Here is a 26,943-nt window from a genome sequence, read left to right on the forward strand (position 1 = left end):
TGTGGGAGGGCCTGCGGGAAGGCCTCTCCCCGACAGCCGCCTCTAGGGAGGTCCAGTTCAGTGACCAGCCAGGTCAGTAGCCCAGCGGAGCAGGCCGACGAAGCAGTAGTGGGAGAGCAGCGCAACCCGGCGACGGCGAAGGACGTGCGCCGGCTGGACCGGGTGATCATCCGGTTCGCGGGGGACTCCGGTGACGGTATGCAGCTCACCGGTGACCGGTTCACATCGGAGACGGCGTCGTTCGGCAACGACCTGTCGACGCTGCCGAACTTCCCCGCCGAGATCCGCGCTCCCGCCGGAACCCTCCCTGGTGTCTCGTCCTTCCAGCTGCACTTCGCGGACCACGACATCCTGACCCCGGGCGACGCCCCGAACGTGCTGGTCGCGATGAACCCCGCGGCCCTGAAGGCCAACGTCGCCGACCTGCCACGCGGCGCGGAGATCATCGTCAACACCGACGAGTTCACCAAGCGGGCCATGCAGAAGGTGGGGTACGACTCCTCGCCGCTGGAGGACGGCTCGCTGGACGGCTACCACTTGCATCCGGTGCCGCTGACGACCCTGACGGTGGAAGCCCTCAAGGAATTCGACCTGTCCCGCAAGGAGGCCGAGCGCAGCAAGAACATGTTCGCGCTCGGCCTCTTGTCGTGGATGTATCACCGACCGACGGAGGGGACGGAGAAGTTCCTGAAGTCGAAGTTCGCGAAGAAGCCGGCCATCGCGGCGGCGAACATCGCGGCGTTCCGCGCGGGCTGGAACTTCGGCGAGACGACGGAGGACTTCGCGGTCTCCTACGAGGTGGCCCCGGCGGCGAAGGCGTTCCCGGTGGGGACGTACCGGAACATCTCCGGGAACCTGGCTCTCTCGTACGGCCTGGTCGCGGCCTCCCGGCAGGCGGATCTGCCGCTGTTCCTGGGGTCCTACCCCATCACACCGGCCTCCGACATCCTGCACGAGCTGTCGAAGCACAAGAACTTCGGTGTGCGGACCTTCCAGGCCGAGGACGAGATCGCAGGCATCGGGGCGGCGCTGGGCGCTGCCTTCGGCGGTTCCCTGGCGGTGACGACGACGTCCGGCCCCGGCGTCGCGCTGAAGTCGGAGACGATCGGGCTCGCGGTCTCGCTGGAGCTGCCGCTGCTGGTGGTGGACATCCAACGAGGCGGCCCCTCCACCGGTCTGCCGACGAAGACGGAACAAGCGGACCTGTTGCAGGCGATGTTCGGCCGCAACGGCGAAGCGCCGGTGCCGGTCATCGCGCCCCGCACTCCGGCGGACTGCTTCGACGCGGCCATGGAAGCGGCACGGATCGCGCTGACGTACCGCACCCCGGTGTTCCTGCTCTCCGACGGTTACCTGGCCAACGGCTCGGAGCCCTGGCGGATTCCGGAGCTGGACGAACTCCCCGATCTGCGGGTGCAGTTCGCGCAGGGCCCGAATCACACTCTGGAAGACGGCAGCGAGGTCTTCTGGCCGTACAAGCGGGACCCGCAGACTCTCGCCCGGCCGTGGGCGGTCCCCGGTACGCCCGGTCTCGAGCACCGCATCGGCGGGATCGAGAAGGAGGACGGCACCGGCAACATCTCCTACGCGCCCGCCAACCACGACTTCATGGTGCGGACGCGGCAGGCGAAGATCGACGGAATCGACGTACCGGACCTCGAAGTCGATGATCCGCACGAGGCCAAGACCCTGGTCCTGGGCTGGGGTTCGACCTACGGCCCGATCACCGCGGCCGTGCGCCGGCTGCGTACCGCGGGGCTCCAGATCGCGCAGGCGCATCTGCGGCATCTCAACCCCTTCCCGAAGAACCTCGGTGACGTTCTCAAGCGCTACGAGCGCGTCGTCGTCCCCGAGATGAACCTCGGTCAGCTCGCCACGCTGATCCGGGCCAAGTACCTGGTGGACGCTCACTCGTACAACCAGGTCAACGGAATGCCGTTCAAGGCCGAACAGCTCGCAACGGCTCTCAAGGAGGCCATCGATGGCTGAGACGTCCAGGGAAGGCACGGGCACGATCGAGGCGCTTTCGCTCGTTCCCAAGGCCGAGGCCAGGCAGTCCATGAAGGACTTCAAGTCCGATCAGGAGGTGCGCTGGTGCCCCGGTTGCGGTGACTACGCGATCCTCGCCGCGGTGCAGGGCTTCATGCCCGAACTCGGCCTGGCGCGCGAGAACATCGTGTTCGTCTCGGGCATCGGCTGCTCGTCCCGCTTCCCGTACTACATGAACACGTACGGCATGCACTCCATCCACGGCCGCGCGCCCGCCATCGCCACGGGCCTGGCATCCAGCAGGCGCGATCTGTCCGTGTGGGTCGTCACGGGTGACGGTGACGCGCTGTCGATCGGCGGCAACCACCTCATCCACGCCCTGCGCCGGAACGTCAACCTCAAGATCCTGCTGTTCAACAACCGGATCTACGGGCTGACGAAGGGGCAGTACTCCCCCACCAGCGAGGTCGGGAAGATCACGAAGTCGACGCCGATGGGGTCGCTGGACGCGCCGTTCAACCCGGTGTCGCTGGCGATCGGCGCGGAGGCGTCCTTCGTGGCGCGGACCGTGGACTCCGACCGTAAGCACCTCACCGAGGTGCTGCGCCAGGCCTCCGCCCATCCCGGCACGGCGCTGGTGGAGATCTACCAGAACTGCAACATCTTCAACGACGGCGCCTTCGAGGTGCTCAAGGACAGGCAGCAGGCCGAGGAAGCGGTCATCCGGCTGGAACACGGCGAGCCGATCCGTTTCGGCAGCGACGGCGGCCGGGGTGTGGTGCGGGACCGGGTGACGGGTGATCTGAAGGTCGTCACGGTGACGCCGGAGAACGAGGCGGAGATCCTGATCCACGACGCCCACGCGGACTCCCCCACCACGGCGTTCGCGCTGTCCCGTCTGGCCGACCCCGACACCCTGCACCACACGCCCATCGGTGTGTTCCGCAGCGTCGAACGCCCGGTCTACGACACGCAGATGAGCGACCAGTTGGACACGGCGATCGAGCAGTACGGCAAGGGCGACCTCGCGTCGCTGCTGGCCGGCGGCGACACCTGGACGGTCGTCGGCTGACGGCCGGTCGATACGGTGCGGGCCTGGGCGCGGATCACGCGTCCAGGCCCTTTCCTTGTGCTAGGCGTCGGGGATGTCTCGCTTGGCGTTGATGAGCGTCTCGCGCGTGATGACGACGATGCGTTCGTAGTCGGCGCGAGCGGCGTCCGAGGGCAGATAGGGATCCAGTTCGGCGGTGGCCTCGGTACCGATGACGGCGAAATTGCCGTCACTCAGCTCGAAGAGGTCGGGGCAGGTCTCCGCGGTAAAGCTGCCTCGCTGGCGCGGGGGCTTGCCGAGTCTTCGGGTGATGGGCGGGGCTTGGGGATCGTTGAGCACTCGATGTCTCCTGTTCGGCGGCTTTGAGGTGCCTGAACCGACCGCTCGACCCACATATGAGCGGACTTGCGCAGGTTAGTAATAAATGACCCCTCACAACGCCTTTTAGACCCGCTCGTTCGTGTCACAGAAGTGGCGAACCCACGACCCACCACTCGTCGGGATCCTCTTCCCGCTCTTCAAGGATCACGTCGACGGCCCGGCCCACCCGCGCCTCCAGCGAGTCCTGAGGGAGACCGCGTCGGTGCTCCCCCGTCCGCTCCCAGTACTCGGCGAACGCTCCGCCGCGACACAACACCCGGATATGACCCAGAAGTTCGTCCCAGTCGACGGAACCAATCCGGTGGGCCAGCAGCAGGGCCGCATACCAGCGATTGACGAAGATCATCTGGCGGCGCTTCTCCTCGGAGAGGCCCGTCAGCGTGCTGGTGGCCGCGGCGAGCGACGGGTCGTCCATGGCCCGGACCTGCTGTTCCGCGATGAGGCGGTGCTGCTGGATCAGGTTCGCGCGGTGGATCTCCTCGGTCATGAGCGCCAGTTGACCCACCAGCGCCGACAGGAGTTCCTCCTGGCGTCGGCGGCGGGCTCCCCCGGCGAGAGCCGTCCGTAGGGTTCCGCGTCCCGCCATCACCGCAGAACCGATACTTCGCGCAGCCGCCTTCAGTGTGACCATCGAACCAAGTCCCCCCTGACTCCGACAGCCGTACGCCGCTCGACGGTGACGCGGACCGGCACACGGCAGGGCGCTCCGCCCTCCCTCAGCTTGCCCGGCAACCGGGAACAGCGCTTGAGGCGGAGAGGGGGCGCACGGATGGACACGCGCAGGATTCCAGGGCGTTCAGCTCAGCGCTGCCCCTTGGCCGCGTCATACGCCTCCCGAGCCTCCCGCACCTCCCCCATCCGCACCCGGGTCCACTCCGCCAGCCCACGCACCTGTTCCGCCGCCTCGCGGCCCAGGTCGGTGAGGGAGTAGTCGACGCGGGGTGGGATGACCGGCTTGGCGTCGCGGTGGACCATGCCGTCGCGTTCCAGGGTCTGGAGGGTCTGGGTGAGCATCTTCTCGCTGACCGGGCGGACCTCGCTGATCGCGCGCCGCAGCTCGCTGAAGCGGTGCGGGTGGTCCAGGAGGTTGATCAGGACGAGTACGCCCCAGCGGCTGGTGACATGCTCCAGCACCAGCCGGTACGGGCACATCGTCTCGCCGTCGGGTCGCCATTCAGCCTCAGCCACACTTACCGCCATGGCAGTACCTTACTTCAAAGTGGGTACTTTCCAATAGTTAGCGCTCCTCCTAGGGTCGATGACAGATCACCCACGAGGAGTTTCCTGATGAGCATTGTCGTCACCGGAGCCACCGGACACCTGGGCCGCCACGTCGTGGAGCAGCTGCTCCAGAAGGTCCCGGCCGACCAGGTCACCGCCGTCGTCCGCACCCCGGAGAAGGCGGCCGACCTCGCCGAGCGGGGCGTGAACATCGCGGTCGCCGACTACAACGCGCCCGAGACCTTCGACACCCTCTTCGCCGCCGGCGACAAGGTGCTGCTGATCTCCGGCAACGAGTTCGACAAGGGCCGGGTCGCCCAGCACAAGGTGGTCATCGAGGCCGCGAAGGCCGCCGATGTGGCCCTGCTCGCCTACACCAGCACCCCGGGCAGCCTGAAGGCCGCGCTCGCCGACGACCACCGCGGCACCGAGGAGGCGCTCACCGGCTCCGGCGTGCCCTACGTCCTGCTCCGCAACGGCTGGTACCACGAGAACTACACCGAGAACCTCGCCCCGGTGCTGGAGCACAACGCCGTCGTGGCCGCCGCCGGTGAGGGCCGCGTCTCCTCCGCCTCGCGCGCCGACTACGCCGCGGCCGCCGTCGCCGTACTGACCGGCGAGGGGCACGAGAACAAGACGTACGAGCTGGGCGGCGACGAGGCGTGGAGCCTCGCGGAGTACGCGGCCGAGCTGAGCCGGCAGACCGGGAAGGAGATCGCGTACAACTCCGTGTCCGGTGAGGCCCTGAAGGGGATTCTCGGCGGCACCGGGATGCCCGAGCACTTCGTCGACGTCTTCGTCGGTGTCGACGCCTCCATCGCCCAGGGCGAGCTGGTCGTCTCCTCCGGTGATCTGTCGCGGCTCGCGGGCCGTCCGACCACGCCGTTCGCCGAGGCCATCGCCGCCGCGATCAAGGGCTGACCAGCGCACTCCCGGCTGTCATGACCGTATGGCGATACGGGCATGACAGCCAGGGGTGATCGGCGCTACCTTCTTCCAGGCGAGAACGACCAGAAGGAGGGCCCGTGAGCGGGAAGCCGAGGGGCGAGCGGCACATAGGACTGCTGAACGGCTTCGCGGCTTACGGGATGTGGGGGCTGTTCCCCCTGTTCTTCCCGCTGCTGAAGCCCGCCGATCCCTTCGAGGTGCTGGCCCACCGCATGGTGTGGTCCCTCGTCGTGGTCGCCCTGGCCCTGCTGGTGATACGGCGCTGGCGATGGGCCGCCGAACTGCTGCGCCAACCGCGCCGGCTCGCGCTCATCGCGGTCGCCTCGGCGGTCATCGCCGTCAACTGGGGCGTCTACATCTGGGCCGTGAACAACGACCGGGTCGTCGAGGCCTCGCTCGGCTACTTCATCAATCCGCTGGTCACCATCGCGATGGGCGTGCTGCTGCTCAAGGAGCGGCTGCGGCCCGTGCAGTGGGCGGCGGTCGGCGTCGGCTTCGCCGCGGTCCTGGTCCTCACCGTCGGCTACGGCCGCCCGCCGTGGATCTCCCTCGTCCTCGCCTTCTCCTTCGCCACCTACGGACTGGTGAAGAAGAAGGTCGGCCTCGGCGGCCTGGAGTCACTCGCCGCCGAGACCGCCATCCAGTTCCTGCCCGCGCTGGCCTATCTGCTGTGGCTGTCGGCCGACGGCGGCTCCACCTTCACCACCGAGGGCCCGGGGCATGCGGCGCTTCTCGCCACCACCGGCCTCGTCACCGCACTGCCGCTGGTCTGCTTCGGAGCGGCGGCCATCCGCGTACCGCTGTCCACGCTGGGCCTGCTTCAGTACATGGCGCCCGTCTTCCAGTTCCTGCTCGGTGTCCTCTACTTCCGCGAGGCCATGCCCCCCGAGCGCTGGGCCGGATTCGCGCTGGTGTGGCTGGCGCTGACGCTGCTGACCGCCGACGCCTGGCGCTCCGCGCGCCGGGCCGCCAAGGCACTGCGGGCCGAGACCAGCAGCCCCAGCGTCACCATCGCCACCGGCACCACCAGCGCCGTGCGGAACGCGGACAGTGTGGCGTCGGGGCCGGATCCGGTGGACGCCAGGCCGTAGACGGCGGTCACCGCGGAGATCCCGATCGCCGAGCCGAACTGGGTCGCGGTGGTCAGCAGCCCGCTCGCCAGGCCCTGCTCCTCCTCGGCGACCCCCTCGGTCGCCGCGATCGTCAGCGGACCGTAGGCCAGCGCGAAGGCGGTGCCCGAGACGAACAGCGTCGGCAGCATGACGAGATACGGCCAGTCCATGCCGACCGGCAGGAACAGCGCGTAGGCGAGGACGGCGAGCGCGAAGCCGCCGACGATCACCCGGGTGTTGCCGTACCGGGCGACCAGCCTCGGCGTGAGGGTCGGGGCGAGCACGGCGTCACAGCCCATGATCACCAGGGCGAGCGCGGTCTGGAGCGAGGACCAGCCACGCAGTTCCTGGAGGTAGAGCGTCACCACGAACTGGAAGCCGAAGAAGGCGCCGACGAAGAGCAGCGCCCCGAGATCGGCCCGCACGACCGGCCCCACGCGCAGGATGCCCAGCCGGACCAGCGGATCGGCGGACCGGCGCTCGACGGCCACGAAGGCGACGGCGAGCAGCAGCGCCGCGAGCGCCGCGGCCGCGGTGAGCGGCCAGTCGTCCAGACCGTGTTCCAGGCGTACGACGGTGTAGGCGGCCAGCAGCATCGCGCCCGCGGCGAGGATCGCGCCGGGCAGATCGAAGCCGCGGCCACGCTCGCGCGGGGCGTCCTGCCGGGGCACCAGCCGGACCGCCGCGAGCAGCAGCGCGGCGGTCAGCAGCACCGGGGCGAAGAAGACCCACCGCCAGCCCAGCTCGGTGAGCAGTCCGCCGGCCACCAGACCGAAGGAGAAACCGCCGGCGGCCGTACCGGCGAAGATCAGCAGGGCCTTGTTGCGCCGCGGGCCCTCCTCGTAGGACGTGGTGATCAGGGACAGCGCGGCCGGGGTCATGAAGGCGGACGCGACGCCGGTGACGAAGCGGGCGAGGATCAGCATCCAGCCCTCGGTGGCGAAACCGCCGAGGCCGGAGAAGCCCAGGAAGACGGTCAGCCAGAGCAGGAACATCCGGCGCCGGCCCAGCAGGTCGGCGGCCCGGCCGCCGAGCAGGGTGAAACCGGCGTAGCCGAGGACGTAGGCGCTCATGACCCAGGCCGCGGTGCCGGTGGAGAGCCCGAGATCGGCTCGGATCGAGGGGATCGCGACGGCCATCATGGCGACGTCGATGCCCTCCAGGAAGATCGTTCCGCAGAGGACCAACAGCAGCGCCCAGGCGCGGGTGCCCATGACAACACTCCCTGTGTGCGTAGGGGGCGGTTACGCAGATGAGGGTCGGTTCCCTCTTGTAACCGACCTCAGCCTGCGGCAGCATCGACAGACATGGAAGAAGGCACTTCGAAGTCACCGAGTAACTGCGCGAGCACCGTGGACTACGGCGACGCCGACCCCTTCCAGTGGGACACCCGGGAAGACTGCCAGGTACGGCAGATCCTGGACAGGGTGGCCGACAAGTGGTCACTGCTGGTCATCGCCCTGCTGGAGAACCGGAGGCTGCGCTTCACCGAGCTGCGCCGGGAGATCGACGGGGTCAGCCAGCGCATGCTGACGGTGACGCTGCGGCAGTTGGAGCGGGACGGCCTGGTCAAGCGGACGGTGCATCCCGTGGTGCCGCCGAAGGTGGAGTACGAGCTGACGGCACTGGGACAGACCCTGCACGCGACGATCCAGTCGCTGGTCACCTGGACCGAGCGGCACCAGCAGGAGATCGCGCAGGCGCGGGAGGCGTACGACCGGCAGCAGGTCGAGGTGGAGTAGGACAGTTTCTGTCCTCGCAGGGGGCTATAAGTAACCCCATGACACAGACCCCTGACTCCTCGTCAGCCCCCGCCCCGCTGCACTGGAAGCTCGTCATCGACTGCGCGCACCCGCAGTCGCAGGCCGACTTCTGGGCCGCCGCGCTGCACTACGAGGTCGAGGACAACAACGCGCTCATCGAGCGGCTGCTGGAGCTCGGCGCCCTGCCCCGCGAGGCCGTGGTCGAGTTCCACGCCCGCCTCGCCTTCCGGGACCTGGTCGCCGTACGGCATCCCGCGGACCCGTACGACCAGGACAGCGGCACCGGGCTCGGGCGGCGGCTGCTGTTCCAGCGGGTGCCGGAGGCGAAGACGGTCAAGAACCGGCTGCACCTCGACGTGCACGCACCCGAGGGGCAGCGGGAGGCGGAGGTGAAGCGGCTGAAGAGGCTCGGCGCGCGCGTGCAGCGGGAGGTGAAGGAGCCGTCCGGGCAGTGGGTCGTGATGGAGGACCCGGAGGGGAACGAGTTCTGCGTGCAGTGAGTGCCGGGGCCGTCTTTGCTAGGGCTGCTGTCGGCGGACGCGTTCGGTGAGGCGGTTCATCCGGGTGCGGGCCGAGTCCAGGCGCTCGGGCTCCTCCGCCGCCGGGCCGTCGTCCGCCACGAGGGCGGCCCACAGGGCGATCAGCTCGTGCCCCAGGCGCAGGCCCAGTTCCGGAACGCGTACGGCACGCCAGGCGGTGGCCGCGCTCAGGACGTTGCCGTAGGCGGCCTCGGGGTCCTGTGCGCGGTAGTGGATCCGGGACAGGTCCAGGGAGATCGCGAAGGCCTGGGCGGGCTCTCCGGCCAAGTAGGCGATGTACGCGGCCAGTTCGCGGAGCTGTAGCACTTCCGGGTGCTCCGGACCCAGGTTCCGGGCGGCCTCCAGCACGGTCCGCTCCGCGAGCCGCGCGGCGTCCCGCGTCCGTCCGTCGCGTACGGCCGCGTTGATCCCGGCGACCGGCTCCGCCAGCAGTCCCGCGGGGGACGGCTCGTCCCCGAGCACGGCTTCGGCCACGGCGTCGAACCCACGGGGCGGGGTCGGCGCCTTGGGAGCCGGGTCCAAGGCCGGATCGAACGCGGGGTCCAGCTGTACGAGGGGCTTGGGCTTCGGGGCGGGCGGTGGCTGCGAGCCCAAGGGGACCGGCTGCGCGTCCATCGGTGCGGGTGGAGGTGCATCCGTGCGTGCCGACGTCGGTGTGTCCATCACCGGTGGTGGGCCGAACGCGCCGGTGGGCGGAGCGACCGTGCCGGGGGCGATGTCGGGAACGGCCCGCAGCGGGAAGGTGGGGGCCGGGTCCGCCGGCGGGCGCAGGAGGTGGGTGGGCATGTCCTTGGCGGGCGGCGCCGGGTTCGCCGCCTCAGGGGCTACGGCCTCCGGTGCCGGACCGGGCTCCTCCGTGAGCGCTACGGCCACGTCGACCTCCCTCGGCTCCCCCGTCAGCGCGCTCGACCCGTCCAGGTTGATCTGGAGCGGTACGGCGTAGCCGATGCGGTCGTCCTGGATCGTCGCGTACACGGGGTGGCCCGCGGCGAGCGCGATGCGGTGGAGGTGGTTCAGGACGGCCTGCTGGATCTCCTGGCCCGGGGCCGCCGTGACCGGGACGCCTCCGACCGAGGCCCCGCCGGGATCGGACGCATGGACACGGACCTCGATCGGGGCCGCCGACGGCCCAGCCTGCTGTTCCCGCTTCTTCGCGCGGCTGAGTCGAGACATCGGTTCCTCACTCGCTGGCAACACCTGTCGTCGAGTCTCTCCGCAGGTCCCCCGCGCACACGTCACCGCGACGTCACAGCCTCGTTCCAGGTGGCGTGAGAACGGCGGGCGGGGGCAAGCGAACTGACGTGCACTCGGGGCCGGAGATCTGGATACGCGGACCGGTGACAGTGACGGATGATGACATACCGCCACCTTTCACCCCCCGCCGCTACTCCTGGGTCGGCACCCACGGCGGCGCCGGTGTCACCACCCTGGCCCGCGTCTACGGCGGCCACGACTGCGGGCGGGACTGGCCGCGGCCCGGCGATCCACGATCCGTCCTGCTGGTCGGCCGTACGCACGCCGACGGGCTGGACGCCGTACTGCGTGCCGTGGCGGACTTCCGGCGCGAACCCCCGCCGCTCGGGCTCGACCTCGATGCCGTCGTGCTCGTCGCGGACGCGCCGGGGCGGCTGCCGCGTCCGCTCGCCCAGCGGGTGAAGGCGATCGAGTCGGTCATCGATGTGTACCGGGTGCCCTGGGTGCAGTCCTGGCGGCTCGGGGCGACCGAGGGGCCGCCGCCCCGGGAGACGGAAGCGCTGGCCCACCTGACAGGAGTCGGCCGCGGATAGAACGCCCTCGACATATTCTTGCGTACGCATATAATGCAGATGCAGCTTGTTCGCGCACGCCTGCCATTCGCGGGCCTGCGACCATCCGCATCCCTGGGGGACCCATGACCCGCCGTTTCCTGTTCGTCCTGGGCAGCAGCCGCTCCGACGGAAACACCGAACTGCTCGCCCGCCGCGCCGCCGAACAGTTGCCGAAGGACGTCGAGCAGCAGTGGATCGACCTCACCGCACACCCACTGCCGGACTTCGAGGATCTGCGCCACGACAGCGACCGGGTCCGGCCGACGGAGGGCAATGTCGCGCTGCTGCTCGACGCCACCCTCGCCGCGACGGACATCGTGATCGCCTCCCCGCTGTACTGGTACACGCTGTCCGCCCAGACCAAGCGCTACCTCGACTACTGGGCAGGCTGGCTGCGCACCCCCGGCCTCGATTTCAAGGCGACGTTGGCCGGGCGCACCCTCTGGGGCGTCACCGCGCTCGCCGAGTACGAGCCGAAGGTCGCCGACCCTCTGATCGGCTCGCTCAACAACTCGGCCGCGTACATGGGGATGCGCTTCGGCGGGGTACTGCTCGGCAACGGCAGCAAGCCGGGGGACGTGCTCAATGACGGTGAGGCGCTGGCCCGCGCGAAGACGTTCTTCCAAGGGGAGACGCCGCTCGCGCGGTACGCGCACGAAAGCTAGGCGGTGACGTCCTTCGCCGGCTAGGCCGTGATGTCCTTCGTCGTGAAGCGCGCCCAGGCCGCCGAGCCGAACACCCCGGCGTACAGGGCCTGGAGGCCGAGGTTCTTCACCAGGTCGTCCCAGTAGACCGGGTCCCGCATCAGGTCGGCGAAGGACAGCCAGTAGTGGGAGAAGAAGTACGGCTGGAGCGCGTCGAGCTGGGGGATCTGGTCGAGGATCTGGACCGTGATCAGCAGGCCCACCGTCGTCGCCATCGCCGCGATACCGCTGTTGGTGAGCGTGGAGATGAACAGGCCGAGCGCCGCGACCCCGGTCAGGGACGCGGCCACGACCAGCGCGATCAGCAGCGCGCGGCCCAGGCCCTCGGTGAAGCCGATCCGGGTGCCGGAGATCGTCGTCAGGTCTCCCAGCGGGAACAGCAGCGCGCCGACCGTCAGCGCCGAGGCCGCGACCACGAGGGTGGCCAGCAGGCAGAAGGCCATCGTGGTCGCGTACTTGGTGAGCAGCAGCCGGGAGCGGCCCGCGGGGGCGACCAGGAGATAGCGCAGGGTGCCCGCGTTCGCCTCCCCGGCGATGGCGTCGCCGGCGACCACGCCGATGGCCATCGGCAGGAAGAACGGGAGCGTGGCGGCGAGTGCGGTGAACACCAGGAACAGGCCGTTGTTGGTGATCTGCGAGATGAACGCGGGGCCTTCGCCTCCTCCGCCGCCGACCGAGCCGCCGTCGCCGGTTTCGATCTTCACGGCAATGCCGACGAGGACCGGAACTGCGGCCAGGACGCCCAGCAGGGCCAAGGTGCGCCAGCGGAAGAGCGTCGTACGCAACTCATTGCGCAGCAACCCGAAGGTCCACAACACGCTTGTCGGCCGGGTGAGTTCAACCTGCGACATCGAAGCCCTCCCCCGTCAGCGCCACGAACGCGTCCTCCAGGGAGGCTCGTTCGACTCCGAAGCCCCTGACCCGGACGCCCGCCATCACCAGCGCTGTGTTCAGGTCGGCGAGGTCCTGGTCCGGGGGTTCGGCCGTCACCCGGTCCTCGCTCACCACGACATCTCCCGCGCCCTGTTCCTTCAGCACCCGCGCCGCCTCGGCCGTGTCGGGTGTGGTGACCACCAGTCGGCCGCGCATTCCCGCCGCCAGGTCGCCCACCGCGCCCTGGGTGATGAGCCGTCCCTGGGCCATCACTGCCACGTCGGTGCATACCTGCTCGATCTCGTCGAGGAGGTGGGAGGAGAGGAAGACGGTCGTGCCGTCGGAGGCCAGCTCGCGGATCAGGGCGCGGATCTCGCGCATGCCCTGTGGGTCGAGGCCGTTGGTCGGCTCGTCCAGGACCAGCAGGCGGCGCGGCTGGAGGAGTGCCGATGCCAGGCCGAGGCGCTGTTTCATGCCCAGCGAGTACGCCTTGGCCTTCTTGCCCGCGGCGGCCGTCAGGCCCACCCGGTCCAGGGCCGCCGCGACGCGGGTGCGCCGGGTGCGCGGGTCGGCGGTCGGGTCCGCGGCGTCGTAGCGCAGGAGGTTGTCGCGGCCGGACAGGAAGCCGTAGAGCGCGGGGCCCTCGATCAGGGCGCCGATGTGCGGGAGGACGGCGCGGGTCGCGCGGGGCATGTGGCGGCCGAGCACCCGGGCCGTGCCGGAGGTGGGTTCGATCAGGCCCATCAGCATGCGGATGGTGGTGGTCTTGCCGGAGCCGTTGGGGCCCAGGAAGCCGAAGACACTGCCCGCCGGGACGGTCAGATCGAGTCCGTCCACGGCGAGTTGTCCGCCGCGGTACCGCTTGGTGAGCGCGCGGGTGACGATCACGCTGTCACCCTGCTCGGATGCCGGCTCCGCGGCGGACGTGTCAGTCATGGGTGCCTTATTACCCGGCGTCGGCGGCCTTCACCAGCGCATCCTTGGTGACCGCGCCGACGTAGACCGTGCCGTCGTCGGTGATCAGCGCGTTGACCAGGCGGGTCTTGAAGACGGTGCCCTCGCCGAACTTGCCCTTCACCTTGTCCCCGAGGGAGTCCATGAACCCGCCGAGGTCACCGCCGACCTCGGAGCCGGAGGGGATGCCCTCGCCGCCGGTCTCCATGACGGCGATGGCGTTCCAGCCCTCGCCGATGACCCGCGGTTCGCCTTCGGGGGCCCCGCCGGGTGCCTTGTCGGGCATCCTGGAGTGCTCCTCCTTCGCGACCTCTCCCTCCTCCGTGACCTTCGCGCCCTTCGGCGGGGTGAAGTCGAAGGTGGAGGCGGCCGGCTTGGCGAAGCTGACCTGGGTGAAGCCCGCGTCCACCACGGCGGCGCCGCCGCTCGCCGGGGTGAGCGTGAACTTCAGCGGCATCCCGGTCTTGGCGTCCACGGCCACGGTGATCTGGCCGACCGTGGTGCCGGACTGCTTGGGCTTGATCACCAGGCGGTAGGCGTCCCGGTCCGCGACCTGCGCGGTGCCGTCGACGGTGACGGACGTGGTGTCGTCGACCGACTTCAGGGCCTCCTCGGTGAGGTCCTTGGGCGTCGCCGGGACCTCCTTCTCCTGCTTTCCGCTCTCCTCTGCGGTGCCGTGGAAGACCTCGTTGGACGCGCTGTCGTAGCCCCAGACGTCCTTGCCGTTGTGGATGAGGCTGTACTCGGCGGCGTTCTCCAGCAGCGAGAGCTTCTGCCGGTCGGGGCCGTCGGTGGCAACCCGCAGGGTGTGCGTGCCGGTGACCAGCTCGGTGAGCTTGGCCGACGGGTCGGCCGACGAACCGTCCCCGGACTCCACCGCCCCGGACGCCAGCGAGCTCTCCAGACCCCCGAGGTCGGGCAGCCCCAGATCAGTGCTGATCTTCACGGTCCCGGACAGCTGCTGTACGTCGGACTCGGCGATCTTCTCGATGAGTTGCTGTGCGCTGATCTCCGGCAGGTCGGGGTCGCCGGAGTCGGCGATGGCGGGGACGAGACCGATGGTCGCCGCCGCCACGCCCACCACCGCGACCGGCACGACGTACCGTGCGGCCTTGCGCCGCCCGGAACGCAGGTCGTCGATCTCGTCCGGGGTGGTGCTGTCGTCGGATTCGTACGGTGCCATGTGTGCCTTACCTCCGTCGTCGGCGGCGGCCTGCCAACTCCCGTGCGTCCAGCTCGTAGCCGCCATTCTCACCCGAATCGGTGAGGAGTGGTGTTTTCCGTTGTCACCATCTGACCAAATCGGCTGTCGCGAAGCGTCAGACCGCGGGCTCAACTCCGTGTACACCTGCGGTATGACACGAGAGGGCGGCGTCTCCCCCGACCCGTAGGGGTCGTGTGGGGGGAGGCGCCGCCCGTCTCTTGCCCGACCTTGTCGATCAGTGCTGGATGAACACGTAGTCCGCCTGGTACGGAACGCCGACGATCGTCCCCGGGGTGCAGGAACCGGCCGGGGCGACGCCGCCGACGGTGTTCAGGCGGAGGATCTCCGCGGTGTGGGCGAGCAGGCCCCGGTGCTTGCCGGACTGAGTGGCCTTCAGGTCCAGCTCGGGGATGTTCCCCGCCCCGTTGGGGGTCCTGCTCAGGACGGATCCGGTGACCGCGCTGCGGTCGGGCGCGATCCACTGCGGGGTACCGGAGTTGGGCTGCACGAAGGAGTGCGCGATCGGCCCGGCGAGCAGGGCGCTGACGTCCCGCTGGGCGAAGGCGTGGCCGCCGCCCTCGGCCGGCTTGCACTCGTAGATCTGCTTGCCCTTGATGACGGATGCCTGGAAGTTGTCGAGGGCGTCGCGGAAGTCGAAGTCGGTGGTCACCTGGTGGAGTTGCCCGCGGACGGCTCCGCCGGGGAACTTCGCGGTGTGCAGGTTGGCGTAGAACGAGCCCGGGTCGGACTTCAGGGAGTCGAGGAGCGCCTGGTCGGTCACCTTGACGGTGCCGGTGAGGGTCTTGCCCTTGCTGTTCTTGAGGAGCTCGGTGAAGTCGACCTTGACGCCGCCGTTGGTGCCCTTGGCGCCCTGGTGGAGGTGGAGGGCGGTCGGGCGGTCGACGCCGCGCCACTTGACGGCGACGGAGACCTTGTCGCCCTTGACCTTGACGAATTGGAGCGCGGCGCCGTCCTGGTCCCCGACCGCGGGTCCACCGGCCACGGGCACCTCGTTGGCTCCGCGGAGACTGGCGGCGAGGACGGTTCCCTTGTCAGGGGTGGTGGAGGTGGCCGAGGCGGAGGTGGGAACCACGGCGGCGGCCACCGCTACGGCGGCGACGATCAGACTCGTACGCATGAAGTTTTCTCCCCGTTTGTCAGCCGACGCCCCCTGCGTCGGCTTCTGGGCATGAATACGGGGAGGATCTGGATTTGGACTCAGTCCAGCAATGTGGCGTGCGTCACTTGGGCGAATCCAGAGGGCCACAGGGCAACAGGGTGGGGTCAGCCCGCCCGATGCACCACCGCGTCACAGAGCTCCATCAGCGCCGCCTTCGCGTCGCACTCCGCCAGCGGCGCCAGCGAGGCGCGCGCGTCCTGCGCGTACCGCACCGTGTCGCGCCGGGCCTGCTCCAGTGCCGGATGCGTCCGCAGCGCCGCCAGCGCCTCCGCGTGGCGTACGTCGTCGGTCAGGTCGGAGTCGAGCAGTTCGCACAGGGCGATGTCCTCGGCGAGACCCAGCCGCTGCGCCCGCTCCCGCAGCCGCAGCACCGGCAGCGTCGGAATGCCCTCGCGCAGATCCGTGCCCGGCGTCTTCCCGGACTCGTGCGAGTCGGAGGCGATGTCGAGCACGTCGTCCGCGAGCTGGAAGGCGACCCCGAGCCGCTCGCCGTACTGCGTGAGAACGTCGACCACCGTCTCGTCGGCCCCGGACATCATCGCGCCGAAGCGGCACGACACCGCCACCAGCGATCCCGTCTTGCCGGCCAGCACATCGAGGTAGTGGTCGACCGGGTCGCGTCCGTCCTGCGGGCCGGCCGTCTCCAGGATCTGCCCGGTGACCAGCCGCTCGAACGCCTCGGCCTGCACCCGGACCGCCTCGGGCCCGAGGTCGGCGAGGATGTGCGAGGCGCGGGCGAAGAGGAAGTCACCCGTGAGGACCGCGACCGAGTTCCCCCAGCGGGTGTTGGCGCTGGCCACGCCGCGCCGGACCTCGGCCTCGTCCATCACGTCGTCGTGGTACAGCGTCGCCAGATGGGTCAGTTCCACGACCACGGCCGACGGCACGATCCCGGGCGCGTACCGGTCGCCGAACTGCGCGCTGAGCATCACGAGCAGCGGCCTGAACCGCTTCCCGCCCGCCCGCACGAGATGCTGAGCGGCCTCCGTGATGAAGGGGACCTCGCTCTTGGTGGCTTCGAGCAGTCCCTCCTCGACAGCAGCCAATCCGGCCTGGACATCGGCTTCCAGAGCCTGGTCCCGCACGCTCAGCCCGAACGGCCCGACGACGGTCACGAGGGGTCTCCTGTCTGCTGGTGTCTACTGGCGATTACGCGGTTTGTCGATAGGTCGCTGCCTTCACTCAAGTCAGCGTATCCGGTCACGTTTCGATCACCGATGCCGCCCGCCCGTCCACGACGGGCGGTATGGGATCACGCCGGTTATGTTTTTGATCAACTGATAAGAACGGATATCTATCGACTTACGTGGAAGTAGTGGAGTGTGTCTCGAATCGAGGTCGATACGACACCCCGCTCACCGGGGCCTTCACACGCGCTGGGGCCTTCACACGCGCTGGGGCTTTCACGTGCACTGGGGTTTTCGCGATGAGCCCGCGCATCCGTACGTCCTTCCCGTACGAGACGACCCACGAGGACGTCCGCATCCCGCTCGCGGACGGAACGCTGCTCTACGCGCGGGTGTGGCGCCCGCTGACCGACGAGCCCGTCCCGGCGCTCCTCGAGTATCTGCCGGACCGGCTGACCGACCGGACGGCCGCGCGCGACTTCCAGCGCCATCCCTGGTACGCGGGCCACGGCTACGCCTCCGTCCGGGTGGACAGCCGCGGGTACGGCAACAGCGAGGGGCTGCCGGCGGACGCGTACTCGGCGACCGAGCCGGCCGACGGGGTCGAGGTGGTGCGCTGGCTGGCGGACCGGCCCTGGTGCGACGGCAAGGTCGGCATGTTCGACATCTCCTGGGGCGGCTTCAACTCTCTCCAGATCGCGGCCCTCGCGCCCGAGCCGCTCAAGGCGATCGTCACGGTCTGCTCCACCGACGATCACTATGACAACGATGCGCACCACGCGGGAGGTTCCGTCCTCGCGGTCGACATGCACGCCCGGGCCGCGACGACGCTCGCCTCCGCCTGCCTGCCACCCGATCCGCGGTACGCCGGGGAGTCGTGGCGAGACCTCTGGCTGAAGCGCCTGGAGGCCGTCGAACCGGCCCATCCACTCCGGGACGACCACTCGCGCCGCGGCAGCGTCCGCGAGGACTACGACGCCATCGAGGCCGCCGTCCTCGCGGTGGGCGGCCGGCACGACCCGTACCGCGACACCGTGCTGCGCCTCGTCGAGCACCTGCCCGCCGACCGCGTCCGCGGCCTGCTCGGCCCCTGGTCCCATCAGTACCCCGACCAGGGCCTGCCGCCCGGACCGGCGATCGGCTTCCTCCAGGAGACCCTGCGCTGGTGGGACCACTGGCTGAAGGGTGAGGGTCCCCTCCCCGAGCCCCTCCTGCGCGCCTACGTCAGCGACTCCCACCCGCCCGCCACGGCCTACGACACCCTGCCCGGCCGCTGGGTCGGCGAGCCGTCCTGGCCCTCCCCGCACATCACCCGGGTGACGTACGCCCTCCAGGGCACCCCCGTCCTCGTACGGTCGCCCATGCACACCGGGGTGGACGCCGGACGCTTCGTCCCGCTCGGGAGCGACGCCGACCTGCCGCCGGACCAGCGGGAGGAGGACGCCCGCTCGGCCTGCTTCGAGTTCGCCGTGGGCGAGGAGACCTGGGTGCTGGGGCGGCCGGGGGTGCGGCTGCGGCTGACCTCGGAGGTGCCGCGCGGGCAGGTGATCGCGCGGGTCTGCGATGTCGCGCCCGACGGAGCTTCGACGCTGGTCACGCGGGGCGTGCTGAACCTCGCCGCGCGCCATGGCCGCGACCGGGCGGTGCCATGGGAGCCGGGCGCGACGGAGGACGTCGAGTTCGAGCTGGACGGCATCGGGCACGCCTTCCCGCCCGGCCATCGCATCCGGCTCGCGGTGTCCTCCGCGTACTGGCCGTGGGTCTGGCCGCAGCCCGAATCGACGGCGGGCTTCACGCTGGATCCGGCGGGGAGCTTCCTGGAAGTGCCGGTACGCGCGCGTGGCGCTTCGTCCGACATCGGCTCCGACACCGCCTCCGACATCGGCTCCGACATCGCCTTCGAGGCGCCGGAACAGGCCGAGCCCCTGGGCGTGAACGAGCCGGCCACGCTGGACGAGCCGCGCCCGCAGCAGCTGGTCGTCCGGGACGTGGCCAAGGGTGAGTGGCGCCTTGAGGTCGATCCGCGGTGCGGCGGCACGCGCGTGTACCCCGACGGGCTGGAGTTCACCGAGGACGCGCTGGAGACGTACACGATCCAGGAGGCGGACCCGCTCTCCGCCCGCGCCCGCTCGGACTGGTCGATCCGCCTGCACCGGCCGGACCTGGCCTGGGACACCACCGTCCGGACCCGCTCGGAGACCACCTGCGACGCGGCGGACTTCATCACCTCGAACGAGGTGATCTGCACGGAGGGCGGCGAGGTGGTCTTCCACCGGACGTGGGAGAAGCGGATTCCGCGAACGCCTCGGCGTTAAAACCTCATTGGGCCTATTGCCCGTTTTGCTCACCCTTGCTCCTGGGCGTGACTTGACTCACGCCACACCCCTCACAGGCACCCCACAGACCGCCACCGACGCCCCTCCCCTGCTTGCCAGTTGACCCTTGGCACCCGCAAATCCTCGACCACCGCACATCCCTCTTTCGAAGATCAAATCGCCGAATATGTGAATCCGCTACTTGTTTCGGACATGTGCTCTCGCATACGTTCCCGGCCAGTCGGGCGGACGCCGAATCCTGCCACCGTCCGACTCCACCGAGATCTTCGTACGGCAGGAGCGGGGGACCCAGGTAAGTCGCCGGGCCGGACGTCTTCGGACGCGCCGGAACGGCTCGGGGTGAAGTCGCGTGCCCTTCGTGGTGCGCGGCCGGGCAGCTCCCGCCCGAACCCGACAGCTCACCTCGCAGGCGCCGGAGAGGAACTTCGCCATGCCCGCTGCCGCTCAGCGCCGCCCCCGCCGCATCGCCCGCAAGCTCGCCGTCCTCGGCACCGGAGCTGCCGTACTGGCGCTCCCGCTCATCGGCGCCACCAACGCCTCCGCGGCCACGCCGACCGTCACCACCGCCACCTCGCTGGGGTACGCCAACAACCTCGACGGCTGGATCCGCGCCTCCCTCCAGGTCATGGCGCAGAACGGGATCCCCGGCAGCTATGAGGGCATCTACCGCAACATCATCCGGGAGTCCTCGGGCAACCAGTACGCGATCAACAACTGGGACTCCAACGCCGCCGCCGGCACCCCGTCCAAGGGCCTGCTCCAGGTGATCGACCCGACCTTCCAGGCGTACCACGTGGCTGGCACCTCGTACGACCCCTACGACCCGGTCGCGAACATCACCGCCGCGTGCAACTACGCGGCGCAGCGCTACGGTTCGATCGACAACGTCTTCGGGGCGTACTGAGCCACCGCGCCTGCTCAGGGCTACCTGCTCAGGGCTACCGGAAGAGTTTTTCGAGGACGACGGCGATGCCGTCGTCCTCGTTCGACAGGGTGATCTCGTCGGCCACCGCCTTGAGTTCGGGGTGGGCGTTGGCCATCGCGACGCCGTGCGCCGCCCAGTCGAACATCGGGATGTCATTGGGCATGTCACCGAAGGCGATCGTCCGGTCCGGGCCGAGGCCCAGATGGTCCGCGGCCAGCGCGAGGCCGGTCGCCTTGGTGATGCCGCATGGCTGAAGTTCGACGGTGCCCGGGCCCGACATGGTGACCGTCGCCAGCGAACCGACCACCGAGCGCGCCGTCGCCGCCAACTGGTCGTCGGACAGCTCGGGATGGCGCAGCAGCACCTTGCTGATCGGCTCGCACCACAGGTCGTCGCGCCGCCCGACCCGCACCGCGGGCAGAGTGGGATGCGGCATCAGATACCCGGGCTCGATCAGCGTGAGTCCGTCCACGCCGTCCTGGTCCACCGCCGCGTACACCTCACCCACCTCGGCCTCGATCTTGCCGAGCGCGGTCTCGGCCAACTCCCGGTCCAGGGTGACCGACCACAGCAGACGGTCCGCGCCGGCGTCGTACACCTGCGCGCCCTGCCCGCACACCGCGAGCCCCCTGCTGCCCAGGTCGTCGAGGAGCGGCCGCACCCTGGGCGCCGGCCTGCCGGTCACCACCAGGTGCCGGGCGCCGTAGTCCGCCACCCGCGCGAGCGCGGCCAACGACCGGTCGGAGAGCGTGTCGTCGCCCCGGAGCAGGGTTCCGTCCAGGTCGGTGGCGATGAGTGAATATGCGATGGGTGCGGCCATGATCAGAGAATACGGACAGGACGCCCCGTCGACTCAGCGCGAACCGGACGACCCCGGCGTCCCCACCGGCCCCGCGCGCCCCCTCCAACTCCCTTGTCCCCATCCCCTTCTGGTGAAATGGGGGCACTGTTGTGACGGACGGGGGCGAGTGGTGTGACAGACCGGCAAGAGGACTTCACGAACCATCTCCGGGAGACCGCCGTACGCGTCCTCGAATGCTTCCCCGAGGAACTGAAACCCGAGATCTACGCACTCTCCTTCCGTATCTGGCGCGTTGACTACGACTACCGCCACCCGTACGTGGCGATCGGCTACAACACCGAGACCCAGTACGAGCTGGAGCGGCGCCCGGAGGACCCCGGCGAGGCCCGCTGGAACTACGCCTGCTGGCTCCTCGACGGCTTCGAGATGCTCGGCAACGTGCCCGAGGACCCGGTGGGCGGGCCGCTGTACGAGGCGGAGGCCAGGCGGCTCGGCCTGTGGTTCGAGGGCGAGGACGGGGAGGAGGGGAAGGACGAGGACGACGCGAAGGCCGACCTGTTGCAGTTGCACTTCGCCGACGCCTGTATCGATCTCGCCCGGCACCTCCACGCGAGCGGTCGTGTCGAGAAGGTCTTCGGCCGCCCGCTGCCGATCGTGATTTTCGACATGGACTGCCCCGGCTGGGAGGTCGAGGCCACCGAGGCGGCCAACCCGCCCGAGCTGATCGAGGGCTTCCTGGCCTGGCAGCGGGCCGACGACCCGTCCCCGTCGTGATCTTTCGGCACTGCCCAAGACGGGTGTTCCGCCCGTAACGTGTGCGACGACGACACGGACCCGTGGCACGCACGAGAGCGAGGCAGCACCCATGCCCCCCTTTGATGTCCCCGAGGGCGACCCCTTCGGCCCGCACAACCTTCCGTACGGTGTCTTCTCCGTCCCCGGTGAGGACAGCGCGCGCCGGGTCGGCGTACGGCTCGGTGACCATGTCCTCGACGCGGGCGCGGCGGCACTGGCGCTGGGTTCTCCCTACGCCTCCCTGCTCGCTCGGCCCAGCCTCGACCCGCTGCTCGCCGCGGGCCGCACCGCCTGGTCCGACGTGCGCCGCGCGCTGACGGCCTGGGTCACGGTGCCGTCCCACCGGGAGACCATCGAGCCGCTGTTCCACCCGCTCTCCTCGGTGACCCTGCACCTCCCCTTCGAGGTCGCGGACTACGTCGACTTCTACGCCTCCGAGAACCACGCCCGGAACGTCGGCAAGATGTTCCGCCCCGACGCGGCGGACTCCCTCACCCCGAACTGGAAGCACCTCCCGATCGGCTACCACGGCCGCTCCGGCACGGTCGTCGTCTCCGGCACGGATGTCATCCGCCCGTCCGGCCAGCGCAAGGCCCCGGCCGACGCGGCCCCGGTCTTCGGCCCCTCCGTCCGGCTGGACATCGAGGCGGAGGTCGGCTTCGTGGTGGGCGTGCCCACGGCCATGGGCAGCCCGGTCGCGCTCGCCGACTTCCGCGAGCACGTCTTCGGCCTCTGCCTCCTCAACGACTGGTCCGCGCGTGACCTCCAGGCCTGGGAGTACGTCCCGCTCGGCCCCTTCCTCGGCAAGTCCTTCGCCACGTCGGTGTCGGCGTGGATCACCCCGCTGGACGCCCTGGACGCGGCCCGGGTGGCACCGCCGGAGCGCACGCACGAGCTGCTGCCCTATCTGGACGACGCGGCCGAGGAGCCCGGCGGCTACGACCTGCGCATCTCGGTGTCCCTCAACGGCCATGTGATCTCCGAACCCCCCTTCTCGACGATGTACTGGACCGCCGCCCAGCAGCTGGCCCACATGACGGTCAACGGCGCCTCCCTGCGCACCGGCGACCTCTACGGCTCCGGCACGGTCAGCGGCCCGACCGAGCGCGAACGCGGTTCCCTCCTGGAGCTCACCTGGAACGGCCGCGACGCCCTGGAACTCCCCGACGGAAAGCGCACCTTCCTGGAGGACGGCGACGTCGTCACCCTGACGGCATGGGCACCGGGCGCGGACGGGGCCCGGGTGGGCCTGGGCGAGGTGTCCGGGCGGGTGGTCGCGGGCTGAGCGGGCCGGGAGACGGCGAGCGCTTCGCACGGCGCCCGCCCCTCCCTACCGAACAGCCCTCCCCCGTACGCGAATTGGCGGTCTCCACCGCCCACTCCCGGCGTCCTGTCCCGCTCTCCTCCCACCGGAGAGTTCAACGGTCTCCGATGTCTGCCGCACACCGTCCGTCGCCGTCATACTTGGCGGCGGACGGTGCGCGCGGCACACGCTCCGCCCGGCCCGCGCACGGTCCGTCCCGCAGCCGCCCTTGTCCCGACCAGGATCCGGAGCCCGTGGCATGACCGTCTGCCTGCTCCTGCTGAGCGCCGTCGCTCTGACTGCCGCCGTTCCGGTGCCGCGTTCCCTGACCCGGGCCGCCTGGCCGGAACGAGAGCCGGTGGTCGGGCTGTGGGTGTGGCAGTGCCTGGTCGCCACCGTCCTGCTGTGCTGCCTGACCGCCCTGGTCCTGGGCGCCGCCGCGGTCTTCCACACGGTCCGTGACCATGTCTTCGCGCCCGCGCCGCCGGCGGTGACCGCGGCGTACGACCTCTCCGCGGCGCCGGTCTGGGCCGTCGCCCTCACCCTGCTGCTGGCCTGTGGCGCCGCCTGGACGACAGCGATGCTGGCCCGCGAGCTGGTCGAGGCCCGCCGCAGCCGTGGCCAGGCCGAGGCCCACCTGCGCGAACGCGCCCCGGACCTGCCCGCGGGACTGCCGGCCGCGCGAGGCCCGCTGCTGGTGCTGGAGGACGAGTATCCGGACGCCTGGTGGATGCCCGGCAACCCGCCCCAGCTGATCGTCACAACGGGCGCGCTGCACCGTCTGACCGACCACCAGCTGGACGCCGTCCTCACCCACGAGCGCGGCCACGCGCGGGCACGCCACGACTGGCTGCTGCACCTCTCCACTGCTCTGGCCACCGGTTTCCCCCGAATCCCGCTGTTCGCCCACTTCTGCGATCAGACCCACCGTCTGGTCGAGCTGGCCGCCGACGACACGGCCTCCCGCCGCTGCGGCCACCTGACCACGGCCCTGGCCCTGATCGAGCTGAACCAGCACCGAGGCGTCCTCTCCTGCGCCTCCAGCCACCGCCTCCTCGGCGAACGAGTGGACCGCCTCCTGGAGCCCCCGCCCCGGCTGACCCGTCACCGCCGGGCGATGACCACTGCCCTGGCAGCCCTGATCCCTCTCGTGCCTCTACTGATCACCTTCGCCCCGGGCCTGACGGCGCTGGGGTGACTCGCGGTCCTACTCCCAGTCCGGTTCCGGTTCCGCGTCCAGCTCGGGCCAGTCGTCGTCCGGCGCCGTCTCCGGCGTCGATCCGCCCAGCCCCGCCAGGACGCCGATCACGCCCTCGCCGTAGGTCGCGAGCTTCTTCTCGCCCACCCCGCTGACGCTTCCCAACTCCCGTACGGAAGAGGGCCATACGGTCACGATCTCCCGAAGCGTCGCGTCGTGGAAGATGACATAGGCCGGAACCCCTTGCTCCCGGGCCTGCTCCGCCCGCCAGGCCCGCAGCGCCTCGAACGCCGGCATCAGCCGCTCCGGCAACTCCACCACCGCGGCCTTCGCCTTCCCCTTGCCGCCTGCGGTCCCGGACCCACCGGACGCCGACCGTGAGGTCACCGGCTTGGGCGGCTCCTTCCGCAGCGGCACCTCCCGCTCCCGCCTGAGCACCGTCCCACTGCCGTCGGTGAGCACCAGAGTCCCGTACTCCCCCTCGACCGCGAGCAGCCCCTGTGCCAGCAACTGCCGGATCACGCCCCGCCATTCGCCCTCGCTCAGCTCTTCCCCGATGCCGAACACGGAGAGCTGGTCATGGTCGAACTGGATCACCTTCCCGGTGCGCTTCCCCAGCAGGATGTCGACGATCTGCACCGCCCCGAACTTCTGCCCCCGCTCCCGCTGCAACCGCACCACCGTCGACAGCACCTTCTGCGCCGCGATGGTGCCGTCCCAGGTCTCGGGCGGCGTCAGACAGGTGTCGCAGTTGCCGCACCCCGTCGGCTCCGGGTCCTGGCCGAAGTAGGCGAGCAGCTGCCCCCGCCGGCACCGGGCCGTCTCGCAGAGCGCGAGCATCGCGTCCAGATGGGACGCCGCCCGTCGCCGGAACGCCTCGTCCCCCTCGCCCGACTGGATCAGCTTGCGCTGCTGTATGACGTCGTTGAGGCCGTAGGCCATCCATGCCGTGGACGGCAGCCCGTCCCGCCCGGCTCGGCCCGTCTCCTGGTAGTAGCCCTCGACCGACTTCGGCAGATCCAGATGCGCGACGAACCGTACGTCCGGCTTGTCGATGCCCATGCCGAAGGCGATCGTCGCCACCACGACAAGACCGTCCTCGCGCAGGAACCGGGACTGGTGCGCCGCGCGCGTCCCCGCGTCAAGACCCGCGTGGTACGGCACCGCCTCGACGCCGTTGCGGCTGAGGAACTCCGCCGTCTTCTCCACGGAGTTGCGCGAGAGGCAGTAGACGATGCCCGCGTCCCCGGCGTGCTCCTCGCGCAGGAAGCCCAGGAGCTGCTTCTTGGGATCGGCCTTCGGCACGATCCGGTACTGGATGTTGGGCCGGTCGAAGCTCGCCACGAAGTGCCGGGCCGACGGCATGTTCAGCCGCTCGGTGATCTCCTGGTGCGTCGCGTGGGTGGCGGTCGCCGTGAGCGCGATCCGCGGGACGTCCGGCCAGCGCTCGCCGAGCAGGGACAGCGTCAGATAGTCGGGGCGGAAGTCGTGGCCCCACTGGGAGACACAGTGCGCCTCGTCGATCGCGAACACCGAGATCTTGCCGCGTGAGAGCAGCTCCAGCGTGGTGTCCAGGCGCAGCCGCTCCGGCGCGAGGTACAGCAGGTCCAGCTCCCCGGTCAGGAACTCGGCCTCCACCACCCGGCGCTCGTCGAAGTCCTGCGTGGAGTTGATGAACCCGGCCCGCACACCGAGAGCCCGCAGCGCATCCACCTGGTCCTGCATCAGCGCGATCAGCGGCGAGACCACGATGCCCGTACCGGGTCTGACCAGGGACGGGATCTGGTAGCACAGTGACTTGCCGCCGCCCGTCGGCATGAGGACCACGGCGTCGCCGCCCGCCACCACATGTTCGATGACGGCTTCCTGCTCGCCCCGGAATGCCTCGTACCCGAAGACCCTGTGGAGCGTGGCCAGCGCCTCGCTCTCGGCCGCCGCTGTCGCTGTCATTGCACCGATCCCGCCCGTCCCGCCCATCGCCGTGCCCCCGTACGTCGCTCCTCGACCACTGCGTCCACGATAGGGGTCCGCACCGACAGTGCCGGAAGTTATCCACAGGCCGGTGCGATGACCTTCGGACAATCGCACCGATCACGCTCGGTGGTCATGCCAATGGCCCCTGTTACCTGGCAGTGCTCCGCCGGCCGGGACATGCTCATCGGGCGGGACAGGGGAGGCCCGCACATCCCCCCGATCCCAAGGAGTCGCACCATGGCCTCTCGCGCCCTCAAGGCCGTCCTCACCGCCACGATCACCGCGTCCTTCGCGCTGGCCGCCGTACCAGCGCAGGCCGCCGCGGACCCCGACCCGTTCGTGTGGGCGGAGCTGACCCCGACGTACACCGCGACCGGCGCGTACGCCTACGAGCCGTTCACCGCGAAGGGCGGCTACCAGCGGACGGACGAGTGCGTGCCGAACATGGGCTACCACTACGTCAACCCGAAGTACGTCAATTCACTCGACCCGGCGAAGCCCGCGGCCCTGCTGTACGAGGACACGAAGCGCGGCAAGCGCGAACTGGTCGCGGTCGAGTGGGTGGTCGAGGACAAGGGCCAGGCGACCCCGAAGCTGTTCGGGCGGAAGTTCGACGAGGGTCAGCTGCCCGGCCACTTCACGCTGCACGCCTGGATCTACAAGTTCAACCCCAAGGGGCTGCTGGAAGGCTTCAACCCCAGGGTGAAGTGCCCCAAGCCCAAGCCCAAGCCCTGACGCAGGCCCCTGACACACGCA

At 70.0% G+C, this 26,943-nt stretch carries 25 protein-coding genes, 1 pseudogene and 1 riboswitch; of the genes and pseudogenes, 14 read left to right on the forward strand and 12 right to left on the reverse strand.

The annotated features are described in order from the left end of the window. Positions 1–60 precede the first annotated feature (60 nt). Together BN159_RS18510 and BN159_RS18515 are read left to right on the forward strand one after the other, a co-directional pair. The gene (locus tag BN159_RS18510) at positions 61–1,989 is read left to right on the forward strand and encodes a 2-oxoacid:acceptor oxidoreductase subunit alpha (RefSeq protein WP_015658516.1); all 1,929 of its coding nucleotides are present in this window, start codon (positions 61–63) and stop codon (positions 1,987–1,989) included. Next, a complete protein-coding gene (locus tag BN159_RS18515; protein ID WP_015658517.1) occupies positions 1,982–3,061 on the forward strand; it encodes a 2-oxoacid:ferredoxin oxidoreductase subunit beta in 1,080 nt (359 codons plus the stop codon). Before BN159_RS18510 ends, BN159_RS18515 begins: the two co-directional genes overlap by 8 nt. Before the next feature lie 60 nt (positions 3,062–3,121). Here BN159_RS18515 and BN159_RS18520 read toward each other — a convergent pair whose 3' ends face one another. The 3 genes from BN159_RS18520 to BN159_RS18530 all read right to left on the reverse strand — a co-directional run bounded on the left by BN159_RS18520 (position 3,122) and on the right by BN159_RS18530 (position 4,621). Further along, a complete protein-coding gene (locus tag BN159_RS18520) occupies positions 3,122–3,379 on the reverse strand; it encodes a hypothetical protein (protein WP_015658518.1) in 258 nt (85 codons plus the stop codon). A 124-nt stretch (positions 3,380–3,503) separates the two neighbouring features. Then, positions 3,504–4,052: a DUF6082 family protein gene (locus BN159_RS18525; protein ID WP_015658519.1), complete on the reverse strand. Its 549-nt coding sequence runs from the start codon at positions 4,050–4,052 to the stop codon at positions 3,504–3,506. A 170-nt stretch (positions 4,053–4,222) separates the two neighbouring features. Beyond that, complete coding sequence (locus BN159_RS18530; protein WP_015658520.1) at positions 4,223–4,621, reverse strand: winged helix-turn-helix transcriptional regulator; 399 nt, start codon at positions 4,619–4,621, stop codon at positions 4,223–4,225. An 87-nt stretch (positions 4,622–4,708) separates the two neighbouring features. Between BN159_RS18530 and BN159_RS18535 the strand changes: the two genes are divergently transcribed. Continuing rightward, positions 4,709–5,563, forward strand: a complete 855-nt coding sequence (locus BN159_RS18535) for an SDR family oxidoreductase (protein ID WP_015658521.1) — start codon at positions 4,709–4,711, stop codon at positions 5,561–5,563. A 167-nt stretch (positions 5,564–5,730) separates the two neighbouring features. Next, positions 5,731–6,681, forward strand: a complete 951-nt coding sequence (rarD, locus tag BN159_RS44025; protein ID WP_408055043.1) for an EamA family transporter RarD — start codon at positions 5,731–5,733, stop codon at positions 6,679–6,681. A gap of 80 nt (positions 6,682–6,761) precedes the next feature. Here rarD and BN159_RS18540 read toward each other — a convergent pair. Further along, positions 6,762–7,916 (reverse strand): annotated as a pseudogene (locus BN159_RS18540) (MFS transporter); the annotation flags it as partial. 93 nt (positions 7,917–8,009) lie between these two features. On the opposite strand from BN159_RS18540, the gene BN159_RS18545 reads away from it, so the two are divergent. Together BN159_RS18545 and BN159_RS18550 are read left to right on the forward strand one after the other, a co-directional pair. Continuing rightward, entirely contained in the window at positions 8,010–8,444 is a 435-nt protein-coding gene (locus BN159_RS18545) for a winged helix-turn-helix transcriptional regulator (RefSeq protein WP_015658523.1), read from the forward strand. A 38-nt stretch (positions 8,445–8,482) separates the two neighbouring features. Beyond that, positions 8,483–8,965 (forward strand): VOC family protein, encoded by a 483-nt coding sequence (locus BN159_RS18550; protein ID WP_015658524.1) that lies wholly within the window; start codon positions 8,483–8,485, stop codon positions 8,963–8,965. Positions 8,966–8,983: 18 nt separating this feature from the next. Here BN159_RS18550 and BN159_RS18555 read toward each other — a convergent pair whose 3' ends face one another. Next, the gene (locus tag BN159_RS18555; protein ID WP_015658525.1) at positions 8,984–10,177 is read right to left on the reverse strand and encodes a hypothetical protein; all 1,194 of its coding nucleotides are present in this window, start codon (positions 10,175–10,177) and stop codon (positions 8,984–8,986) included. 170 nt (positions 10,178–10,347) lie between these two features. On the opposite strand from BN159_RS18555, the gene BN159_RS18560 reads away from it, so the two are divergent. Then, positions 10,348–10,791, forward strand: coding sequence for a DUF6668 family protein (locus tag BN159_RS18560; protein WP_015658526.1), 444 nt, complete (start codon positions 10,348–10,350; stop codon positions 10,789–10,791). 104 nt (positions 10,792–10,895) lie between these two features. After that, positions 10,896–11,477, forward strand: coding sequence for a flavodoxin family protein (locus BN159_RS18565; protein ID WP_015658527.1), 582 nt, complete (start codon positions 10,896–10,898; stop codon positions 11,475–11,477). Positions 11,478–11,497: 20 nt separating this feature from the next. Here BN159_RS18565 and BN159_RS18570 read toward each other — a convergent pair whose 3' ends face one another. From BN159_RS18570 to BN159_RS18590, 5 genes are all read right to left on the reverse strand, one after another. Next, on the reverse strand, positions 11,498–12,367 hold the full coding sequence (locus BN159_RS18570) for an ABC transporter permease (protein WP_015658528.1): 870 nt from the start codon (positions 12,365–12,367) through the stop codon (positions 11,498–11,500). Next, positions 12,354–13,325 (reverse strand): ABC transporter ATP-binding protein, encoded by a 972-nt coding sequence (locus tag BN159_RS18575; protein WP_015658529.1) that lies wholly within the window; start codon positions 13,323–13,325, stop codon positions 12,354–12,356. The genes BN159_RS18570 and BN159_RS18575 overlap by 14 nt, the downstream gene beginning before the upstream one ends. Positions 13,326–13,335: 10 nt before the next feature. Beyond that, on the reverse strand, positions 13,336–14,526 hold the full coding sequence (locus tag BN159_RS18580; RefSeq protein ID WP_015658530.1) for a LolA family protein: 1,191 nt from the start codon (positions 14,524–14,526) through the stop codon (positions 13,336–13,338). Between the two features lie 256 nt (positions 14,527–14,782). Beyond that, positions 14,783–15,685: a CHRD domain-containing protein gene (locus tag BN159_RS18585; RefSeq protein ID WP_015658531.1), complete on the reverse strand. Its 903-nt coding sequence runs from the start codon at positions 15,683–15,685 to the stop codon at positions 14,783–14,785. Between the two features lie 146 nt (positions 15,686–15,831). After that, complete coding sequence (locus BN159_RS18590; protein WP_015658532.1) at positions 15,832–16,842, reverse strand: polyprenyl synthetase family protein; 1,011 nt, start codon at positions 16,840–16,842, stop codon at positions 15,832–15,834. 311 nt (positions 16,843–17,153) lie between these two features. Between BN159_RS18590 and BN159_RS18595 the strand changes: the two genes are divergently transcribed. Together BN159_RS18595 and BN159_RS18600 are read left to right on the forward strand one after the other, a co-directional pair. Further along, positions 17,154–19,169, forward strand: coding sequence for a CocE/NonD family hydrolase (locus tag BN159_RS18595; protein ID WP_015658533.1), 2,016 nt, complete (start codon positions 17,154–17,156; stop codon positions 19,167–19,169). Between the two features lie 266 nt (positions 19,170–19,435). Next, positions 19,436–19,617: riboswitch (cyclic di-AMP (ydaO/yuaA leader) on the forward strand. Positions 19,618–19,620: 3 nt separating this feature from the next. Further along, on the forward strand, positions 19,621–20,094 hold the full coding sequence (locus BN159_RS18600; protein ID WP_015658534.1) for a transglycosylase SLT domain-containing protein: 474 nt from the start codon (positions 19,621–19,623) through the stop codon (positions 20,092–20,094). A gap of 34 nt (positions 20,095–20,128) precedes the next feature. On the opposite strand, the gene BN159_RS18605 is transcribed toward BN159_RS18600, so the two are convergent. Further along, positions 20,129–20,935: a Cof-type HAD-IIB family hydrolase gene (locus BN159_RS18605; RefSeq protein ID WP_015658535.1), complete on the reverse strand. Its 807-nt coding sequence runs from the start codon at positions 20,933–20,935 to the stop codon at positions 20,129–20,131. A gap of 153 nt (positions 20,936–21,088) precedes the next feature. Here BN159_RS18605 and BN159_RS47100 point away from each other — a divergent pair, with 153 nt between their 5' ends. The 3 genes from BN159_RS47100 to BN159_RS18620 all read left to right on the forward strand — a co-directional run bounded on the left by BN159_RS47100 (position 21,089) and on the right by BN159_RS18620 (position 24,213). Further along, on the forward strand, positions 21,089–21,691 hold the full coding sequence (locus BN159_RS47100; protein WP_015658536.1) for a hypothetical protein: 603 nt from the start codon (positions 21,089–21,091) through the stop codon (positions 21,689–21,691). Between the two features lie 91 nt (positions 21,692–21,782). Continuing rightward, complete coding sequence (gene fahA / locus BN159_RS18615) at positions 21,783–22,997, forward strand: fumarylacetoacetase (RefSeq protein WP_015658537.1); 1,215 nt, start codon at positions 21,783–21,785, stop codon at positions 22,995–22,997. Between the two features lie 277 nt (positions 22,998–23,274). Further along, on the forward strand, positions 23,275–24,213 hold the full coding sequence (locus tag BN159_RS18620) for a M56 family metallopeptidase (RefSeq protein ID WP_015658538.1): 939 nt from the start codon (positions 23,275–23,277) through the stop codon (positions 24,211–24,213). Between the two features lie 9 nt (positions 24,214–24,222). Here the strand turns inward: BN159_RS18620 and recQ are convergent, their stop codons facing one another. Continuing rightward, positions 24,223–26,190 (reverse strand): DNA helicase RecQ, encoded by a 1,968-nt coding sequence (gene recQ / locus BN159_RS18625; protein WP_015658539.1) that lies wholly within the window; start codon positions 26,188–26,190, stop codon positions 24,223–24,225. Positions 26,191–26,424: 234 nt separating this feature from the next. Here recQ and BN159_RS18630 point away from each other — a divergent pair, with 234 nt between their 5' ends. Continuing rightward, the gene (locus tag BN159_RS18630; RefSeq protein ID WP_015658540.1) at positions 26,425–26,922 is read left to right on the forward strand and encodes a hypothetical protein; all 498 of its coding nucleotides are present in this window, start codon (positions 26,425–26,427) and stop codon (positions 26,920–26,922) included. Positions 26,923–26,943: the final 21 nt, after the last annotated feature.

The organism is Streptomyces davaonensis JCM 4913, assembly GCF_000349325.1.
GTDB classification, from domain to species: Bacteria; Actinomycetota; Actinomycetes; order Streptomycetales; family Streptomycetaceae; genus Streptomyces; species Streptomyces davaonensis.

Excerpts from the sequence above, each read along its gene's own strand:
- BN159_RS18515 (WP_015658517.1), top strand. The coding sequence starts at position 1,982 with ATGGCTGAGACGTCCAGGGAAGGCACGGGCACGATCGAGGCGCTTTCG.
- BN159_RS18525 (WP_015658519.1), bottom strand. The coding sequence starts at position 4,052 with ATGGTCACACTGAAGGCGGCTGCGCGAAGTATCGGTTCTGCGGTGATG.
- BN159_RS18530 (WP_015658520.1), bottom strand. The coding sequence starts at position 4,621 with ATGGCGGTAAGTGTGGCTGAGGCTGAATGGCGACCCGACGGCGAGACG.
- BN159_RS18535 (WP_015658521.1), top strand. The coding sequence starts at position 4,709 with ATGAGCATTGTCGTCACCGGAGCCACCGGACACCTGGGCCGCCACGTC.
- rarD (WP_408055043.1), top strand. The coding sequence starts at position 5,731 with ATGTGGGGGCTGTTCCCCCTGTTCTTCCCGCTGCTGAAGCCCGCCGAT.
- BN159_RS18545 (WP_015658523.1), top strand. The coding sequence starts at position 8,010 with ATGGAAGAAGGCACTTCGAAGTCACCGAGTAACTGCGCGAGCACCGTG.
- BN159_RS18550 (WP_015658524.1), top strand. The coding sequence starts at position 8,483 with ATGACACAGACCCCTGACTCCTCGTCAGCCCCCGCCCCGCTGCACTGG.
- BN159_RS18555 (WP_015658525.1), bottom strand. The coding sequence starts at position 10,177 with ATGTCTCGACTCAGCCGCGCGAAGAAGCGGGAACAGCAGGCTGGGCCG.
- BN159_RS18565 (WP_015658527.1), top strand. The coding sequence starts at position 10,896 with ATGACCCGCCGTTTCCTGTTCGTCCTGGGCAGCAGCCGCTCCGACGGA.
- BN159_RS18570 (WP_015658528.1), bottom strand. The coding sequence starts at position 12,367 with ATGTCGCAGGTTGAACTCACCCGGCCGACAAGCGTGTTGTGGACCTTC.
- BN159_RS18575 (WP_015658529.1), bottom strand. The coding sequence starts at position 13,325 with ATGACTGACACGTCCGCCGCGGAGCCGGCATCCGAGCAGGGTGACAGC.
- BN159_RS18580 (WP_015658530.1), bottom strand. The coding sequence starts at position 14,526 with ATGGCACCGTACGAATCCGACGACAGCACCACCCCGGACGAGATCGAC.
- BN159_RS18585 (WP_015658531.1), bottom strand. The coding sequence starts at position 15,685 with ATGCGTACGAGTCTGATCGTCGCCGCCGTAGCGGTGGCCGCCGCCGTG.
- BN159_RS18595 (WP_015658533.1), top strand. The coding sequence starts at position 17,154 with ATGAGCCCGCGCATCCGTACGTCCTTCCCGTACGAGACGACCCACGAG.
- BN159_RS18600 (WP_015658534.1), top strand. The coding sequence starts at position 19,621 with ATGCCCGCTGCCGCTCAGCGCCGCCCCCGCCGCATCGCCCGCAAGCTC.
- BN159_RS18605 (WP_015658535.1), bottom strand. The coding sequence starts at position 20,935 with ATGGCCGCACCCATCGCATATTCACTCATCGCCACCGACCTGGACGGA.
- fahA (WP_015658537.1), top strand. The coding sequence starts at position 21,783 with ATGCCCCCCTTTGATGTCCCCGAGGGCGACCCCTTCGGCCCGCACAAC.
- BN159_RS18620 (WP_015658538.1), top strand. The coding sequence starts at position 23,275 with ATGACCGTCTGCCTGCTCCTGCTGAGCGCCGTCGCTCTGACTGCCGCC.
- recQ (WP_015658539.1), bottom strand. The coding sequence starts at position 26,190 with ATGGGCGGGACGGGCGGGATCGGTGCAATGACAGCGACAGCGGCGGCC.
- BN159_RS18630 (WP_015658540.1), top strand. The coding sequence starts at position 26,425 with ATGGCCTCTCGCGCCCTCAAGGCCGTCCTCACCGCCACGATCACCGCG.